17 protein-coding genes are annotated in these 17915 nt (G+C 44.1%); 1 reads left to right on the top strand and 16 read right to left on the bottom strand.

Annotation, left to right across the window (positions count from 1 at the left end):
* The 7 genes from CCU_RS04805 to CCU_RS04775 form a co-directional block, all read right to left on the bottom strand.
* A partial coding sequence (locus CCU_RS04805) for a Na/Pi cotransporter family protein (RefSeq protein WP_208895999.1) occupies positions 1-1113 on the bottom strand: 1113 nt, incomplete at its 3' end.
* 218 nt (positions 1114-1331) lie between these two features.
* Entirely contained in the window at positions 1332-1592 is a 261-nt protein-coding gene (locus tag CCU_RS04800) for a hypothetical protein (protein WP_015533780.1), read from the bottom strand.
* Between the two features lie 82 nt (positions 1593-1674).
* Positions 1675-2319 carry a phosphate signaling complex protein PhoU gene (phoU, locus tag CCU_RS04795; RefSeq protein WP_015533779.1) on the bottom strand — a complete coding sequence of 215 codons (645 nt, stop codon included), beginning with the start codon at positions 2317-2319 and terminating at the stop codon, positions 1675-1677.
* Between the two features lie 10 nt (positions 2320-2329).
* On the bottom strand, positions 2330-3088 hold the full coding sequence (gene pstB / locus CCU_RS04790; RefSeq protein ID WP_015533778.1) for a phosphate ABC transporter ATP-binding protein PstB: 759 nt from the start codon (positions 3086-3088) through the stop codon (positions 2330-2332).
* 175 nt (positions 3089-3263) lie between these two features.
* A complete protein-coding gene (gene pstA / locus CCU_RS04785; RefSeq protein ID WP_015533777.1) occupies positions 3264-4268 on the bottom strand; it encodes a phosphate ABC transporter permease PstA in 1005 nt (334 codons plus the stop codon).
* Positions 4269-5120: a phosphate ABC transporter permease subunit PstC gene (gene pstC, locus CCU_RS04780; protein WP_015533776.1), complete on the bottom strand. Its 852-nt coding sequence runs from the start codon at positions 5118-5120 to the stop codon at positions 4269-4271. It lies immediately after the preceding gene.
* 7 nt (positions 5121-5127) lie between these two features.
* Complete coding sequence (locus CCU_RS04775) at positions 5128-6021, bottom strand: substrate-binding domain-containing protein (protein WP_015533775.1); 894 nt, start codon at positions 6019-6021, stop codon at positions 5128-5130.
* 448 nt (positions 6022-6469) lie between these two features.
* Between CCU_RS04775 and tsaA the strand changes: the two genes are divergently transcribed.
* Positions 6470-7183 (top strand): tRNA (N6-threonylcarbamoyladenosine(37)-N6)-methyltransferase TrmO, encoded by a 714-nt coding sequence (gene tsaA / locus CCU_RS04770; protein WP_015533774.1) that lies wholly within the window; start codon positions 6470-6472, stop codon positions 7181-7183.
* Between the two features lie 14 nt (positions 7184-7197).
* Here the strand turns inward: tsaA and CCU_RS04765 are convergent, their stop codons facing one another.
* From CCU_RS04765 to CCU_RS04725, 9 genes are all read right to left on the bottom strand, one after another.
* The gene (locus CCU_RS04765; RefSeq protein ID WP_015533773.1) at positions 7198-7971 is read right to left on the bottom strand and encodes an aminotransferase class IV; all 774 of its coding nucleotides are present in this window, start codon (positions 7969-7971) and stop codon (positions 7198-7200) included.
* Between the two features lie 34 nt (positions 7972-8005).
* Positions 8006-9409: an aminodeoxychorismate synthase component I gene (pabB, locus tag CCU_RS04760; RefSeq protein WP_015533772.1), complete on the bottom strand. Its 1404-nt coding sequence runs from the start codon at positions 9407-9409 to the stop codon at positions 8006-8008.
* 10 nt (positions 9410-9419) lie between these two features.
* Positions 9420-10004 (bottom strand): anthranilate synthase component II, encoded by a 585-nt coding sequence (locus CCU_RS04755; RefSeq protein WP_015533771.1) that lies wholly within the window; start codon positions 10002-10004, stop codon positions 9420-9422.
* 197 nt (positions 10005-10201) lie between these two features.
* The gene (gene ppk1, locus CCU_RS04750) at positions 10202-12271 is read right to left on the bottom strand and encodes a polyphosphate kinase 1 (protein WP_208895998.1); all 2070 of its coding nucleotides are present in this window, start codon (positions 12269-12271) and stop codon (positions 10202-10204) included.
* A gap of 215 nt (positions 12272-12486) precedes the next feature.
* Positions 12487-13395, bottom strand: a complete 909-nt coding sequence (locus CCU_RS04745; RefSeq protein WP_015533770.1) for a substrate-binding domain-containing protein — start codon at positions 13393-13395, stop codon at positions 12487-12489.
* Positions 13392-15125, bottom strand: coding sequence for a Na/Pi cotransporter family protein (locus CCU_RS04740; RefSeq protein ID WP_208895997.1), 1734 nt, complete (start codon positions 15123-15125; stop codon positions 13392-13394). The genes CCU_RS04745 and CCU_RS04740 overlap by 4 nt, the downstream gene beginning before the upstream one ends.
* Before the next feature lie 642 nt (positions 15126-15767).
* On the bottom strand, positions 15768-16100 hold the full coding sequence (locus CCU_RS04735) for a cupin domain-containing protein (RefSeq protein ID WP_004850052.1): 333 nt from the start codon (positions 16098-16100) through the stop codon (positions 15768-15770).
* A 65-nt stretch (positions 16101-16165) separates the two neighbouring features.
* A complete protein-coding gene (gene pdxR, locus CCU_RS04730) occupies positions 16166-17725 on the bottom strand; it encodes a MocR-like pyridoxine biosynthesis transcription factor PdxR (protein ID WP_015533768.1) in 1560 nt (519 codons plus the stop codon).
* Between the two features lie 3 nt (positions 17726-17728).
* On the bottom strand, positions 17729-17915 hold a 187-nt coding region (locus tag CCU_RS04725; protein ID WP_208895996.1), incomplete at its 5' end, for an HAD family hydrolase.

Below are 17915 nucleotides of genomic sequence, written 5' to 3'. Positions count from 1 at the left end.
ACTGTTCTTTGAAAGCTGAGCCATGTATTTTACAACCTCTATACAGTGTCCAACAGCAAATGCTGGTTTCTCAAGGAATCTGGCATCCAGACGCTTGAGCATCTCCAGCTCTGCAGGAGTATTCTTCTCCACCTCATCCTTATCTCTGACAGTGAGCGTTGCAAGCTTCTCAAGTCCGCCTGAGAACGGAAGCAGAAGAAGTGTCGCTGCAACGTTGAACACACTGTGTACAACAGCTATGCCAGCTGCATTCGCTGAATCATTCAGGAACTGGAAGTGTACAAATGAATTGACCGTGTAGAACACCACCATGAACACGACTGTTCCTATGATGTTGAAGTACAGATGCACAAACGCAGCTCTCTTGGCATTCTTCTTGGTTCCTATACATGATATCAGTGCCGTTACACAGGTTCCTATGTTCTGACCCATGATGATTGGGATCGCCGTCCCAAATGACACAGCCCCGGTTGCACACAGCGCCTGGAGTATACCTACAGACGCCGAAGAACTCTGTATGATAGCTGTTATCAACATTCCCACAAGCATTCCAAGGAATGGATTGGAGAACATGGTGAGTATATTCGTAAATTCCGGTACATCCTTAAGCGGAGCAACCGCACCGCTCATCATCTCCATACCAAACATGAGCACTGTAAATCCAAGAAGGATTCCACCTATATCGTGCTTCTTCTCAGACTTGGTGAACATGAGGAATATTATTCCTATTACTGCGAGTATAGGTGAAAAGGATGAGGGTTTCAACATATTAATAAATATATTGTCACTCTGTATTCCTGTAAGGCTGAGTATCCATGATGTTACTGTTGTTCCTATATTTGCACCCATGATGATACCCACTGCCTGTCTCAGCTTCATGATGCCTGAGTTTACAAGTCCAACCACCATAACTGTGGTCGCCGATGATGACTGGATCACTCCTGTCACCGCGGCGCCCAGCAGAACACCCTTTATAGGTGTGGATGTGAGTTTTTCCAGTATCTTCTCCAGCTTACCGCCAGCCGTCTTGGCAAGGCCATCTCCCATCACGTTCATTCCATACAGGAACATTGCAAGTCCGCCCAGAAGGGATAACACATTGAAAATATCCATATTTTTTGTCTCCTTATTACATTTCCAATTACTTCTGTATAAGGACTTGTATACACAATATCCCTTTTACAGCGTCTGTTTTATCAGAGTCTATTGTAAAAGGGATATGTAAAATGTGAGATATGTGTATGTAAAATCTGTGTAAATTTAAAATCTGTGTAAAATCTCAACAAATTTTCGTTCAAGGTTTTATATAATTCCAGTCCATTTTCTTTAATTTATCTATTGCCCAGAGGCTCATTTATGAGCAGATACACCGCACTTCCAAGCATTCCTACCAGGAACATGCCGTAGCCGCCACATATAAACATCAGCTTAGCTAATGAGACATCTCCAAGCATAGGGATCATGTGGAGCAGCAATGCTGCAGCACATCCCGCAAGTCCGCACACCACCATACTGACTGTTATGAAAAGTTTTATATTGCCTATACCTGTTCTGTGTGACAGTTCATTTATCTTCGTACATACCCACTTCATAGAAATCACCTCTTTTCATCTAAATTACTCTATGTAAAATATTTCTGATCTGTTACATATAAAATGTATCTATATCATTTAATCAATCAACATGTTCTCCTGTTATCGAGAAGAGTACCCACTCTGATATATTCGTTGCGTGATCGCCAATCCTCTCAAGATACTTGGCAACCATAAGAAGGTCACAAGCCTGCTCTCCATCATCCGAATTCTCATGTATCATTGTGATGAGTTCATTCTTGACCTTGTCAAAAAGATCATCGACGACATCGTCATGCTCTATTACACTCTTTGCCTTTTTCTCATCTGCGTTGACATATGCCTCTATGCTTGATACCAGCATGACGATCGTCTCTTTTGCCATCTGCTGTATGTGCTCAAGCTTCTTTATATATGGTGTGCCAGCCATGCACAGTGTGAGTTCTGATATATCTGAGGCGTGATCTCCGATCCTCTCCATATCCGTTATCATCTTGAGTGCTGCGGATATATTTCTCATATCCCCGGCAACCGGCTGCTGGGTAAGGAACAGCTTGAGGCACAGATTCTCAATCTCTCTCTCCTGATGGTCGATGGCGTCATCCGCCTCGATCGCCTTCTTTGCGAGCTCTGTGTCCTGGGCCACGAGAGCCTTGATCGCTGTCTCGATCGCCTGCTCAATCATAGTTCCCATCTCTATCATCTCTGCGTGAAGCTTTCTAAGCTGCATCTCATATTTGTCTCTCATCGTGTCCCTCCTAACCAAATCTACCGGTGATGTAATCCTCTGTACGCTTGTCAGCCGGCTTGCTGAACATCTTTTCTGTCTCTGCGTACTCAACGACCTCTCCGAGAAGGAAGAACGCTGTGTTGTCCGCAACTCTGGTTGCCTGCTGCATGTTATGCGTAACCATGATAATGGTGTAATTGTCCTTCAGTTCAAGTACCAGGTCCTCTATCTTGGATGTCGATATAGGATCAAGGGCCGATGTAGGCTCATCCATGAGAAGTACCTCAGGCTCCACTGCCAGTGCTCTGGCTATACAGAGCCTCTGCTGCTGTCCTCCTGAAAGGCCAAGTGCTGACTTCTTCAGTCTGTCCTTAAGCTCATCCCATATGGCTGCCTGTCTGAGAGATCTCTCAACTATCTCATCAAGCTTTGCACGGTTTCTTATTCCATGGGTTCTTGGGCCATATGCTATATTGTCATACACGCTCATCGGAAAAGGATTCGGCTGCTGGAATACCATTCCAACTCTTTTTCTCAAAAGGTTAATATCCATTCCGCTGTATATGTCCTCTCCATCAAGCCTCACATCACCTGTTATCTTACAGCCCTCTACCAGATCATTCATTCTGTTGAGTGACTTGAGAAATGTTGACTTTCCACAACCTGATGGTCCAATAAATGCTGTAACCTCATTTGACGGAATATCCATATCAATACCCTTAAGGGCATGGAACTTTCCGTAATAGAGATTCAAATTTTTAACGCTGAACTTAACGTTATTATTCATCTATTTTTCTCCATTCTTAACATCAAATGCGAATCGTTACATCATTTGTATTGTTATGATGTCTTTCTTTCACATCGCACCTTAATATTTTCTTTTCTAATTGCAGAAGCTCAATCGCTTCTGCCGGATATTGTAAGCACCTGCCAAGACTCTGATTCCAAAGCCCCAACACGTGTTAATTGGCCTTATCTGCGGCAACCTTTCCTGCAATCTTGTCTGACGCAAAGTTGATAAGCACCACAAGCACCAGAAGTACAACCGCTGTTGCATAACCCTGATCCGTGTGAAGTCCTTCTTTTGACAGAAGGTACATATGAACCGCCAGAGTTCTTGTTGAATCGGTAAGCTTTGTCGCCATCTTTGCAACCGATCCTGCTGTGTATATGAGTGCTGCCGTTTCGCCCACGATACGTCCTGTCGCAAGTATGATTCCTGACAGTATTCCAGGAACGGCACTTGGAAGCACTACTTTGAATACTGTTCTGAGCTTTCCGGCTCCCAGTCCAAAACTTCCTTCTCTATAAGACTTAGGCACTGCCATAAGTGCCTCCTCTGTGGTTCTCATTATGACCGGAAGAACCATTATCGCCAGGGTTAACGCACCTGATATGAGTGATAATCTAAGTCCACACGCATTTGTGAAAAACAGCATTCCAAATAGTCCGTATACGATCGAAGGTATTCCTGTAAGTGTCTCCGCTGTGATCCTCACTACCCCCACCAGCTTATTGCCAGTCTTTGCATATTCGACAAGATATATCGCTGCAAATATTCCTATCGGACCTGCTATCAGGAGGGACAGCAGCGTCATGTAAACCGTATTTATAAGTGCCGGTACCAGCGAACAGTTGTCCGATGTATATTCCCAGCTGAATATGTCCGCATTAAGATTTGGGATTCCCTTTACCAGTACATACACCAACAGAAATCCTATGGAGAGCACAGTTATGAGCGTTGCCAGATGTACAAAGATAAACATTATGAATGATCCCGGTCTCTTTCTGTACTCAGCCCATTTCTCAGACCATGTGCTCTTGTTTATAGCCTCTATGCTGTCCACATCAACTATGGATGAAGGATCGTCCTCAGGTGCCGTCTTTTTCGTGCTGATTATTGTATTTTTTGTTCTGTCATCGCCACATGCGACAACTGTCTTTATTCCTTCTACTCTCTCTGTCATCTATGCCACCGTCTTTCTCTTTATGATGGAGAACAGGAGGTTGATAATGAGTATGAATACGAACAGTACAACGCCCGTCGCTATCAGAGCCTGTCTGTGCAGGTCCGTCGCATATCCCATCTCCATTACTATATTTGTGGTGAGTGTTCTGACACCTCTCAGTATTCCGTCAGGCATATGGACCTGATTTCCAGCAACCATGATGACCGCCATAGTCTCTCCAACTGCACGGCCAACACCAAGGATAATCGCTGCCATAACTCCTGACTTTGCTGCAGGGACAACAGTCTTGAACACGCTTCGCTCATGTGTTGCTCCAAGTGCCAGGGCTCCCTGATAATATTTGTCAGGTACCGCTCTTATTGAGGTCTCTGATACACTGATGATAGTTGGAAGTATCATCATTCCAAGAAGTACTGATGCCGTGAGCATCGTATTTCCATTTACTCCAAATATGCTTCTCACCATCGGTACAAGCACACACATTCCAAAGAATCCATATACTACCGAAGGTATTCCGGCCATCAGATTGATAAATGGCTTTATAACTTTATATAATCTGTCGGGACAAAACTTTGCCAGATATATCGCTGTCAGAAGTCCTATCGGAACTCCAATTATCAGTGCTCCGGCTGTCACATATATACTTCCTAATATGAAAGGAAGAATGCCGTAGTACCCATTTGTAGGCTTCCAGACCTCACCAAGGGTGAAATCCCCGAAGCCTATCTCTTTAATGGCCGGTATTCCATTCACAAACAGGAACACACATATGAGTGCTACTGCTGCGATGGATACCAGTGCCGCTATCAGGAATACTACATGCATAATTGTTTCTTTAAGTTTATGCATAAGCTGATTACTTTACGTCCTCCCACTTTGCTGCTGAACCTGTGAATATGTCCTTGACCTGATCTACTGTGTAGTCCTCAGCAGGGTTGTTGTTATTTACTATAACTGCAATTCCGTCCATTGCTATTACTGTTGCCTTGAGACCAAGTGCTGTCTCTGTATCCTTGAGTTCACGTGATGCCATACCTATGTCGCATGTTCCATCTGATGTTGATGTGATACCTGTTGTTGAATCGCTCTCCTGAAGCTCGATGTCAGCGTTTGTGTTGATTGCCTTGTATGCCTCGATAAGTTTTTCCATAACAGGTGTTACTGAAGATGATCCTGCAACAACAATCTTGCCCTTTGGATTTGTTGAAGTAAATGCTCCGCTGTTTGCAACCTCGATGTACTTATTTGCTGAGATGATCTTCTGTCCATCCTCGCTCATGATGTAGTTGATGAAATCCTGTGCAACATCGCTGATGCCATCCTTTGTAACGATGTTGAAAGGTCTTGAAAGTGTGTATGAACCATTGTTGATGTTCTCCTCACTTGCCTCAACTCCACCGATCTTGAGTGCCTTTACTGTATCGTTGAGTGCTCCGAGAGATATGTAACCGATTGCATAATCATCTCCTGCTACTGTTGTGAGTACGACCTCTGTGCTGTTGCATGTGATGGCATTTGTTGTTGTGTTGTCGACCTTATTGCCATCTGCATCCTTCTCCTCAACTCCTGTGAGCTCTACGAATGCTCCTCTTGTTCCTGAGCCTTCCTCTCTTGATACTACTGATATATCCTGTGCTGCATCGAATCCGCCATCTGCGCTCTTTGATGAATTATTTCCACAGCCTGCAAGACTTCCTACCATAAGTGCTGCTCCAAGTGTAACTGCTAATACTTTCTTTAATTTAACCATTTTCTTTTTCTCCTTACTTTGTCCATATTCTTTCTTGGAACATCAGCCATGCAAAATCGCTTTATGGTATCGTCCCCTCACTTCCGTTCGGCGGCAGTTCGTCGGTGCCATTTTAATATGCGCCTACGGCGCATGGGCACCTCACTCGGCGATGGCTGATGCTGCATAACAATTTTCTCCGAAAATTGTTACATGTGCCGGTTATCTCTTGAACCGGTCTTTGCAAATATTGTATTATTGGAACATATCATTCTTTGTTTATGTCCCGGAAAAGAACTCGCGCGCCTTTCGTTCTTTTCTTTGAACTATAATAAATGGCATAAGTAAAATACATAACCAACGCAATGTAAATTGAATGTAAAGTCGGCGTTAATCAATGCATGCTGAATGTACAGCAAATAATCTGCCATGACTTATAAATTGCAACCAGAAAGTGGGATAAATATACATGACAAATACCAGTTTAGAAGTAATAGGATATGTGAGATGCGACTACAAAGAGAAGTTCGGGATTCCAAGGCAGAGCGGTCTGACAGGCCGCGCCACCGCTTTTATAGAGATACTTCCACCGTACAATCAGGCAGAGGCGTTCAGAGGACTTGACGGATTCTCCCACATATGGCTGCTGTGGGACTTCTCCAGGGCTCACAAGAACGGTTTTACCGCAACAGTAAAACCCCCAAAGCTGGGCGGTAACCAGCGGATGGGGGTTTTTGCCACCAGATCGCCATTCAGACCGAACAACATCGGACTATCATCGGTGAAGCTTCTGGACATTATATATAATGAAGAAAACGGCTGTGTACACGGACTTGTGGTGTCAGGAGCCGATATACTGGACGGAACACCGGTGTACGATATCAAGCCTTATCTACCATACACCGACAGCCATCCGGATGCGACCGGGGGCTGGACAGACTCCCTTGATATTCCGGAGCTGTCTGTGTGTTTCTCTGACGATATCGCCGTCAAACTTGAAACAATATTTTCAAGTACACAGATCGAGGCCCTGAAAGAGATACTTGCGCAGGATCCAAGGCCTGGCTATCAGGATGAACCGAATAGACGCTATGGAATGCTGTACGGCGGATACGATATAAGGTTTACCATATCTGGTGACACTCTTACCATATGCGAAGTGGCTGAGCCCGGACCACAATGATACAAAAAGGCATTTTACCGGCATAAAGCTGAAAAATTATGATATTTTCTCATTATCATGGCTGTGACGTTCCTCTCCTCAAAGCTGATATTTCCCAGTAGTTTCACCGGCATGACCCCCATCAAGGAATTGGTCACAAAGCATTCCTGATACGATGACAGTTCATCAGGGAATATCACCGTCTGCGTGACCGCCTCTGATTCACAGATATACTCCCTTACTGTTCCAGGCAGAAGACCTGAGTCTATCGCAGGTGTGTATATCCTACCATCTCTCACCAAAAATATATTACTCACCGTACCCTCGCATATCTGTCCCTTTGTATTCAGGAAGATCCGTTCATCCATTCCAGCTTTGCCAGACCGCCTTTTTTCAAGAATGCAGTCTCCGTAATTCATGGTTTTATGATATACGAACGGCGATGTCTCATTTCTTCTAACATTACTTATGTCCATTGCAAACCCCCGTTCGTATATATCCGGGGTGTAAGGATTATCTCTCATTGAAAAAACCACATTTTCCTGAGTCAGCATGATCTTTAACGCACATCGCCTCATATGACCTGATCGATCTCTGTAATCATGCTCACTCATCCACTTTCTCAGATATTCCAGCACAGTTATCCTGTCTATGCCCCGTTCTGCCGGCATGCCAAGATCCAGGAATCTTGCAGCATCTTCCAGGCGTCTCAGATGCCTGTCAAGAAATATCGGCCTGCCGTCAACCACACTTATAGTTTCAAATGCTCCAAGACCAAATTGAAAGCAATCATCCATTTTTACATTCATTTTACATTTCTCCCATTTTCATCATTTTCAAATGCTACTGCAATGCACTGAGTATTGCTTTTGCCTTATCCCGTGTCTCTTCATACTCTGCACCAGGATCTGAATCGGCAGTAATACCGCCTCCAACGCCAAGATAATACCTGCCATTTCTGTACAATACAGTTCTTATCACTATATTAAAATCACATTTTCCATCCAATGTAATATAACCAATAGAGCCGGTGTAAATATTTCTCTTCCCGCATTCAAGTTCATCTGTAATCTCCATAGCCCTGCGTTTCGGCGCCCCCGTAACAGAACCACCCGGAAATGCCGCAGTAAGAAGAGACATCACATCTTCACCATCCTGCAGCATGCCTTCAACATTTGCCACCTGATGAAAAACTGTTGCATATTCTTCTATCGAAAACAGTTCAGTCACTTTTACGCTTCCTGGTCTGCACACACGATTCAGGTCATTCCTCTCAAGATCTACAATCATCAGAAGTTCACTCTTTTCCTTCTGTGATTTCTTAAGCTCACCCCTGAGCACCTCATCCTCCCTGTCAGTCTCTCCTCGTCTCCTCGTTCCCTTTATCGGCCGGGTGTACACACGGCGATCCTTTATCTGCATGAACCTTTCAGGAGATGCGCTCACTATCTGATAATCTCCCAGATCAAGATATCCACCAAATGGCGACGGATTGCTAACTCGCAGATCGCGGAACACGTCCAGAGGCTTTTTATCGCTGTCGATAACCATGTGTCTTGTCAAATTTGCAACATATACATCCCCCTCGGTTATATAATCCTTCAGCCTTCTTATAGAGTCCTCATACTCTTCTCTGCTGCATTCTTCGTACACATTCAAGTTATACTTCTTCCTCTTTTGTACATCTTCACTCGTCCTGTCAATTATATTCCCACTTTCCCGATCATCCCTGCCGCAATACTTCTCTATATCATTCTCCATTACATCAATATTTGACTGTGCATCACCTGTCATACCATTTGCCACAAGATATGTCTCTTTTTTTAGGCAATCTTCAACAACAAAACAGTCATAGAATGTCATGACTGCCTCTGGAACAGACACAAGGTCTTCATTGATGGAATCAAGCCCCATCCTGTCCATTCCATAATCGTAGGATACATACCCTATCGCGCCTGATACGATCGGCAAATTCTCCGAACTCTTATCCATATGCTGTACAAGATACTGTCTCATATATTCTTCAAATGTTATATTCTTTTCAGAATCTCCATTAACCTCAAATGTATCCCCATTCTTAACAAGCCTGAGATACGGGCATCTCCCGATGATCGAATAGTGTCCCAGATTATTCACAAGGGATGAGTCAAGAAATGCTATTCCTATCTCATCCTCATATATTCCAAAAACATCAGCTGCACACACATATCTGTCAAGTTTTTTTACCACTCGCCTCATACTGCTCATATATGACTCCTTATCTGCAATTAAATTTCTCCGCCGCTATACAAAAATTATACAATATATCATGACCATACTCCGTAAGTACCGCTTCCGGATGAAACTGCACCCCGTACAACGGCAGCCTTCTGTGTGATATTCCCATAACTGCACCATCCTCGGATATAGCATCCACCTGGTAATCATCCGGCAGACTACTGCCATTTATTACCAATGAGTGGTACCTTGTGACATGAAAGCTTTCCGGCAGCCGCGCGAACAGACCTGTTCCACAGGTATGTATCTCTGTCACCTTTCCATGCATTGGCATCTTTCCTTTTTCAACAATGGCGCCCGCACAATACCCAAGTATCTGATGTCCAAGACAGACTCCAAGTATCGGAATCTTTCCCTTATACATGTTCACAACATCCACACACATTTTTGCCTCCCATGGCCGCCCAGGTCCCGGTGAAAGTATTATGCCCTCCGGCTCCAGATCTTCCACATCATGCAGAGATATCCGATCGCACCTCTTCACGGTCACACATCTTCCCATTTCCTCAAAATACGCCTTCAGGTTATATACAAACGAATCAAAATTGTCTATCATCAGATACATGCACTTCTCCTTATCCGCAATCACTATAAAACACAAAAAGGATAACAGCCGGCATGCCAAAGCATGCACAGTCGTTATCCTTTTCGGTCCGTAATCTGCACGTTATTTTTATCTTTGATTTTTACAGATTCTAACATATCTGTCCTCAGAAAGCAAATGCCTTTGCTACTTTTGCGCAGTCTCACTATGCAATGCGCCTACTGACGTGCCCTCTCATAGGCATCTGCATACTGCTGTTCCTGTGAGTTTATCTCCTCAACATCGCGGTTCTGTTTCAAGTAGGTGCCGTCAGGCTGCTGTATGCGTGCCTGCATGTTATCCTTCATCATAAGTCCAAACATGTCCCTGATACGCTGCTTAATCTTATCATCATATATAGGTGTAGCAACCTCCACACGGCGGAGAGTGTTACGCGTCATAAAATCCGCCGAAGCTATATATATCTTGTCTCTGTCAGGTGTTCCGAAGATGTATATTCTTGAGTGCTCAAGGAAGCGTCCGACAATACTTCTTATATGTATATTCTCCGTCTCACCAGGAATCCCTGCCAGCAGACAGCATATTCCTCTGACTATAAGTTCAACCTTCACTCCCGCCTTTGATGCCTCAACCAGCTTGTCGATGATCTTTTTGTCAGTGAGAGAATTGATCTTAACTCCGATATAAGCAGGCTGACCGTCCTTTGCTATGGCAATCTCATCATCTATCATCTTGAGAACCGGAGCCTGCAGGCATTCAGGAGCCACAAGCAGGTGATCAGCACGGCTGACTGTATTGCCAATAAGAATCGACTGAAACACTTTCATGGCATCCTTGCCAATAGCCTCATTTGCAGTCATGAGCGACAGATCTGTGTAGAGTCTGGATGTCTTCTCATTGTAATTTCCCGTTCCTATCTGTGTTATGTACTGGATTTTACCTCCGTCTTTTCTGGTTATGAGACAGAGCTTTGAATGAACCTTGAGTCCGTCAACGCCATACACAACATGACAGCCCGCATCCTCGAGGGTACGGCTCCACTCTATATTATTTTCCTCATCAAATCTTGCCTTGAGCTCCACAAGTACCTCAACCTGCTTACCATTCTCTGCAGCTTCAACAAGTGCTTCCACAACCTTAGAGTTCTTCGCAAGACGATATAAAGTCATCCTGATTGCATTTACCTTTGGATCTCTTGCTGCCTCCTGAAGGAGATTCAGGAACGGTCTGATGCTCTCATACGGATATGAGAGAAGCACATCCTTCTCAAGTATCTGAGGTATAAGTGGCTTCATCACATCAAGATCCGGTGACTGCTGTGACACCCTCTTCTCAAAGAACAGCTCCTGTCTGTCCCTGAGCTTATCCTGTATCTGGAATACAAATGACAGATCCAGCGGAGATTTTGAATAAAATACATGTTTCTCGTCAAGCTCACAGTAATCACACACCTCGCCCACCATCTTCTGTGATATATCTCTTGTAAATTCTATTCTGACCGGAGCAAGTTTCTTTCTAAGCTTAACAACCTGTTCCATCTGATCTCTGTAGTTGAGGTCTTCATCATACACCTTGCTCACGTCGATATCGGCATTTCTGGTGATCCTCATGAGAGTCTTCTCCTGAACCTTGTAGCCCTTGAAAAGCCCTGGAGCATAGTGAAGGATAAGCTCCTCCAAAAGTATATAGGTTCCAGGCACGCCCGGAAGTGCCACAAGTCTTGGAAGCATGCCACTCTCACAAGGTATGATACCGAGTTTCTTCTTGCCCTTTCTCTCAAGTATGGCAAGGGCATATATCTCTCTGTTCTTGAGGAATGGGAATGGCTGTTTTCTTCCAACGATCATCACTGAGAGCAGCGGAAGTATCTCCTGCGCAAAATAACTGTCAAGATACTTTGCGTCAGCCTTCGACAGGTCTGCGTACCTTACCAGTCTAAACCCCTCCGTCTCAACATCTTTCATGAGATTCTCATATATGTTGTCTTTGATCGCATTGAGCTTTGTGACATTCTCAAGGATCGCATCAATCTGTTCCTGTGGGCTGAGCTTTGTCTTGTTCTCCCTCTGATCTCCGGTCAAAAGTTTCTGATCCTCCAGAGAACCAACTCTCACCATGAAGAATTCATCAAGATTTGACTGATATATTGCCAGAAATGACAATTTCTCGCAAAGCGGTGAATTCTCATTCTGTGCCTCCTCCAGCACACGCTCATTAAACTTGAGCCATGAAATCTCTCTGTTGACGTATACGCCCTTTATTGTACTTATATTTGTATCCTGTGCCATTTCTTCATATTCTCCTTTTCTGTTCTTTATTTTTCTTATCAGTCTGATCAGCCAGTTTACCAATTGCCTGTCCTCTTTCTATCTGTTTTATTCTATACATACACATTTATTCTATACATACACAACAAGACGGATAGCCATATGACTATCCCTCTCATCATAGGAGCAGACTCATTATATGCACCCATGTGAGTTGCTGTTCCTTATTGTGGTAATCATCTCAAATCGCTCCAGGCAGTATACTTCTTATCATATATCTTCTTCAGCATATCCACCGATATGTCAGATAGCGTATTCTCACTGTTTACGATCACAGCAATCGCATCACGTCCAAATACATATGATGTGAGCAGCTCGCTCTCGTACGGCTGAAGGCTTCTGGATGACATTCCAAGGTCACATCTGCCCTGAAGCGCATCATCGAGTCCCTGTGTCGAATCCGACTCTGTGACCAAGATCTTCGCTGCCGGATTGATCTTCATGTATTCCTCTGCCAGCTTAGATACGATCGGAGCTGCCGATGTAGAACCATGTATCTCCACCGTACCACCAGACTTGTCTGACAGGAATGTCTCGCTCTTTTTTACCGGAACACAGTAGTCCGCAACCACTGCCTGCCCCGCTGACTTCACATAAGCCATGAAATCCTTTGCCACAGCTGACAACTCTCCGTTATACACCAATATATAATCCCTGCACAGAGGATATTTGTCCTTCTCTATAGATGCCGCATCCGGAGCTACACCATCGACATCCAGCGCCTTTACACCACTGTTATTTTCCGCACTGTAAGCTATATAACCTATCGCATTTTTGTCAGAAGCAACTTCCGATATGACCTTATCTGTGGAATCTGCAACAGTGTTTGTTCCCGTAGCATCGGTACCTACAAGATTGTCAAATTCCGTCTTAGTACCGGAACCTTCCTCTCTGGAAACCACATTTATCGTACCCATGGATGACATATCCGGAACGTCCACTTTGGCGCCACATCCTGTGAGTAACAGAGAACCCAGTGCAGTCATTGCAAGAAATTTGCCAATCATTTTCCAGTATCTGTCCCTTTTGCAGCTCCTGTCTATATTACTGTCAATATACGTTCTTTCACATTTGTATTTTGTCATGCCTGAGCACCTGCCTTCACCATGACTTCACTGTCGCTATCCATATTCTCTATATCAAGTTTGTCAAATGTGAAATCGTCGATTGCCTCTTCCGCAATGGATATGCAGTTGTCCGCCATACGGTCCATGCTGTAAAGGAGTGCTGAATAATCCGCTGTCAGGCTTCTCACACATGTGTTTTTCTTGACTCTTGCGAGATGAGCCTTACCTGCCTGTCTCTGGAGCTTTCTTATCTTCTTCTTGTCTGCGGCAACCTTATCAGGAGTTTCGCTGTCCCCAGTAATTATTGCATTCATTGACTCACCGAAAAGTTTCTCTGTCATATCCATACATGCTGTCAGGTCAGCTATCGCAGCATCCGACAGCAGTTGTCCATTGTCCAGGATCTTTTTATACAGGCCATCCACCTCATCGCACCTGTCTGCTATACGCTCTATATTGTTGCTGACCACCATGAGGCCTGCCGCCTGCTCTGCCTGTTTCTCGGTAAGGTTACCACTTGATATCAGCTTTGTGATGAAATCAACTATTATATTCTGAAGCTCCTTGACCTTGTCATGCTCATCCACATATTTGTCACGGATATCTGTAATATTTCTCTTCTCTATAGCATTTTTCATAGCACCTATCATCTTACCCGCATGAACAGACAATCTTGATATTTCTTTTGCGGCCATGTAGATAGCTGCCGCCGGCTGTGACATAGCTTTATCATCGAGGTATTTGGCTACAAAGCCCTCTGAATTTTTCTTGTCCTCACCCCTGATGATGAACTTAACTATCTTCACCATAACAGGTATCAGAGGCAGCCAGATAAGTGTACATGCCACATTGAACGTGGTATGCGCATTTGCTATCTGTCTTGATATGATGTCAAGTTCATCGCCCTTCGGTGATATCCACTGCACAAATGCAGCCAGCGGTCTTATAAGGAACATGAAAAGTATGGTTCCTGTGATATTGAATGTACTGTGCGCGATGGCTGTTCTCTTGGCATTCTTGGACTGTCCTATGGATGCCAGAAGCGCTGTGATGGTTGTTCCAATGTTATCTCCAAAAAGGATAGGTATCGCCCCTGCCAGACCTATGACACTGTGTATTCCGTCAGGTCCAGGCTGTGACGCAAAGTTCTGAAGTACCGCAATGGTCGCCGAACTACTCTGTACAACCAAGGTCATGACTGCACCAAGTACAACTCCGAGAACCGGTATCTCTGACACCTTGCCCATCAGATCCACAAATATCGCACTGCTGGCAAGTGGTTTCATAACACCACCCATGACCTCAATACCTTCAAAGAGAAGTCCAAATGAGAATATGACCATACCAACATTTCTGATCTTTTCCTTCTTGAACACAAAGTTCATAATGAAGCCTATGAATATGATCGGATATATGTAATTACTGATCTTGAACGCCATAAGCTGTGCCGTCATGGTCGTTCCTATATTTGCTCCAAATATTACTGATATAGCCTGTGGCAGACTCATGAGTCCTGCACTTACAAATCCGATGACCATGACCGTGGTCGCCGAACTGCTCTGGAGAACTGCGGTTACAAGTGCCCCCGCCAAAGCTCCCATCAAAGGATTCTTGGTAAGGAATCCCAATATCCTCTTCATCTTTTCTCCTGCTGCCTTCTGGAGTGCATCGCTCATGCTGTTCATTCCATATAGGAACATGGCAAGTCCTCCCAGCAATCCAAACACTATCTTAACTCTTTCGTCCACTGTGTTTCTTTCCTCCTTATGTAAATCTCATCTTAAACAAGCATATCCACATAAGGAAATGGCCGCTATCCACATGCAGTAAACGAAATGTAAAATCTATGTAAAAAGCAAGAAAAGCCAGCAGACACACATATGTGTATCTACTAGCTTTAAGCCTCATCATTATAAACTTGCTATTATATTAGCATTTTATATCGTGTTTTTCAATATGCAAGCGCGTAAAATTTATGTAAACTACATTAAAACAGTCTATCCAGTGATAGTATTATAAAGTTAGCACCTTTCTTATCTTTTTTTCACCATCAAAATAATTTAATTTTAGCATTCTATGAATTATTGCTTCTTTACACTGTTCTCCCTCTCTTACATGTTTACTATCCAAGGCCCCCACCTCTCTGTTTCTGCCAAGTATCAACTGATCTATCGAAACATTAAAAGTATCTGAAATCTTCACTAAAACTGTTACATTTATCAGAGGCTTTTCTAGATGTGACATGAATTAGCGCATATATATCAAGTTAATCACTTGATAACAAATAAAAAAGAGATCTCCATATTCTGATGCGCACCCGGAATTCCAGATATATTCCAGTTACATTGATTGGGAGAACCTCTTTTTTTATTTTCTTATATTATTCTCTTCTAATTGTGCTCTGGCACTACAGCATAGAACACCAGATCCTCATCGCCGTTGTTCTTCAGACTATGGCTGTGTCCCGGTGGGCAATAATGGCAGTCGCCCGGATTGAGTATCTCCATGGTATCGTCATACTCCATGGTCCCAACTCCTGAGATGATAAATATGATCTCGCTGTTGGTGTCATGTGTGTGAAGTCCTATAGAACTTCCGGCTGGAAGTGTTGCCCTCATGATCTTGTTGTAATTGCCTACGTGCATGCGTGGCTTGAATACGCCTTCGCCGCCCTTAAAGTTCTGAATATTCTGCTCCTCAAGTGAATCAAATGATATCTTCATCCGTTGTCCTCCTTACGAAAAATTCCTGCAAACGCATGAAATGCGCTCCGCGCGGCGTCTGCATGCTATGTCGTCAAGCGCACCACACTCTCAAGAAGTCTGTCACAGGCTTCCTCTATTATGTCTTCTTCTATGCCCGAATAATTGATAACCAGTGTGTGGCTGTCCTCCTGCTCTTTTCCGTGGCAGTACTGGCTAAGGCTGGATATGTTGATTCCTGCCGCGGCAGCCCTGTCCACCATCTCTCTGTCCGTGTATGACGTGTCGATCTCCATAAGGAAATGAAGACCTGCATTCTCTTCCTTTATCGTTACCTGTGGATACAGCCTATGATTCCTGATACAACCAAGTATCCTGTCCCTGCTGTTCCTGTAAAACTTTCTCATCCTGTTGATGTGCTTTTCCAGATACCCCTCCTGGATAAATCTTGTGAGTGTATACTGATCAAAATTCGACACCGTACACGCATAAAAGCTTAGTACATGATTATACCTTACCATGAGCGGTATTGGCAATACCATGTAGCTTATTCGTATGGTTGATGACAAACTTTTTGAAAATGTATTCATGTATATGACCTTATCTGAGGCATCTATACTCTGAAGTGCTGGGATCGGATTGCCCACCAGACGGAATTCACTGTCATATTCATCCTCTATGATATATCTGCCCTCCTGCTTTGCCGCCCAGCCCAGCAGTTCATATCTCCTGCTCGCCGGAGTGACAGTTCCCGTAGGGAAATGGTGTGACGGTGATATATGCACCACATCAGCCCCGGACCGCTCTAGCGAATCTATGTTGACACCGCTCTCATCCATGTCTATATAACAGCATTTCACTTGATATGCATCGTATATGTGCTGTATCTTCTGATATCCCGGATTCTCCACACCGTATACGCTGTCCCTGCCGAGAAGCTGTATGATAAGACCATACAGATATTCCGTTCCCGCGCCGACTATGATCTGGTTCGGGCTTACAGACATCCCCCTGAACTGATAGAGATAATCCGCAATGGCCTTTCTGAGTTCAAATATACCACCAGACGGCGATCTCTTCATAAGCTTTTCCCGGTCATCCATCATCGTCTCCCTCATGAGCTTCGTCCATGTCGAAAATGGGAAGTTCTCACTGAGGGTGGAATTGTTCACAAAGTCGGCAAAGAACCTGTTCTGGCCAGGGGATTCTGCGTGTTCCCTGATCACATGAGAATGCTCTGTCACATGGTCTTCCGGTCGTATTCCACGCATATATGAAACATCCAATTCCTCTGAGGTCGTGTTCTGCCTTGCATTATCTTTCATTACGGAACCTTTTGTTCCACTCTTATATTCACTGGTATCATAGACATTGCGCACTCCCACAACATCTGCATCCTCAGCCTTCACATCACACACATAGAACCCGCTCTTCGGCTTGGAATAAATATATCCCTCAGCCAAGAGCTGACTGTATGCGTTTTCCACTGTGACGACGCTCACATTCAGATGAGCTGCAAGCGCCCTCTTTGACGGCAGCTTCTCATGGGCTTTAAGATTTCCTATCAATATGTCATTTTTTATCTCTTTGTACAAATGCTCATAGAGGAAATCCATCCCTCTGTCGTCAAATGAATATGTAAGCATCCACTACTCTCCCAATACTATATCAACGATCTTCTGTGTGTCATGTATGACAAATGGTGCGCCAAGGCTCATGATAAACTCCTCGTCTCTGAATCCCCAGCCGACCATGATGACATCCGTTCCAGAATTTCTTGCTGTGGCAAGATCCACATCAGAGTCACCTATATATACGACATCCTTCTTCTCAAGA

It is taken from the genome of Coprococcus sp. ART55/1, assembly GCF_000210595.1.
Classification (GTDB): domain Bacteria; phylum Bacillota; class Clostridia; order Lachnospirales; family Lachnospiraceae; genus Coprococcus; species Coprococcus aceti.
This window is presented reverse-complemented; position numbering and strand designations above follow the sequence as displayed.

Coding starts and splice junctions, on each gene's coding strand:
- CCU_RS04800 (WP_015533780.1), bottom strand. CDS start 1,592: ATGAAGTGGGTATGTACGAAGATAAATGAACTGTCACACAGAACAGGT.
- phoU (WP_015533779.1), bottom strand. CDS start 2,319: ATGAGAGACAAATATGAGATGCAGCTTAGAAAGCTTCACGCAGAGATG.
- pstB (WP_015533778.1), bottom strand. CDS start 3,088: ATGAATAATAACGTTAAGTTCAGCGTTAAAAATTTGAATCTCTATTAC.
- pstA (WP_015533777.1), bottom strand. CDS start 4,268: ATGACAGAGAGAGTAGAAGGAATAAAGACAGTTGTCGCATGTGGCGAT.
- pstC (WP_015533776.1), bottom strand. CDS start 5,120: ATGCATAAACTTAAAGAAACAATTATGCATGTAGTATTCCTGATAGCG.
- CCU_RS04775 (WP_015533775.1), bottom strand. CDS start 6,021: ATGGTTAAATTAAAGAAAGTATTAGCAGTTACACTTGGAGCAGCACTT.
- tsaA (WP_015533774.1), top strand. CDS start 6,470: ATGACAAATACCAGTTTAGAAGTAATAGGATATGTGAGATGCGACTAC.
- CCU_RS04765 (WP_015533773.1), bottom strand. CDS start 7,971: ATGAATGTAAAAATGGATGATTGCTTTCAATTTGGTCTTGGAGCATTT.
- pabB (WP_015533772.1), bottom strand. CDS start 9,409: ATGAGCAGTATGAGGCGAGTGGTAAAAAAACTTGACAGATATGTGTGT.
- CCU_RS04755 (WP_015533771.1), bottom strand. CDS start 10,004: ATGTATCTGATGATAGACAATTTTGATTCGTTTGTATATAACCTGAAG.
- ppk1 (WP_208895998.1), bottom strand. CDS start 12,271: ATGGCACAGGATACAAATATAAGTACAATAAAGGGCGTATACGTCAAC.
- CCU_RS04745 (WP_015533770.1), bottom strand. CDS start 13,395: ATGACAAAATACAAATGTGAAAGAACGTATATTGACAGTAATATAGAC.
- CCU_RS04735 (WP_004850052.1), bottom strand. CDS start 16,100: ATGAAGATATCATTTGATTCACTTGAGGAGCAGAATATTCAGAACTTT.
- pdxR (WP_015533768.1), bottom strand. CDS start 17,725: ATGCTTACATATTCATTTGACGACAGAGGGATGGATTTCCTCTATGAG.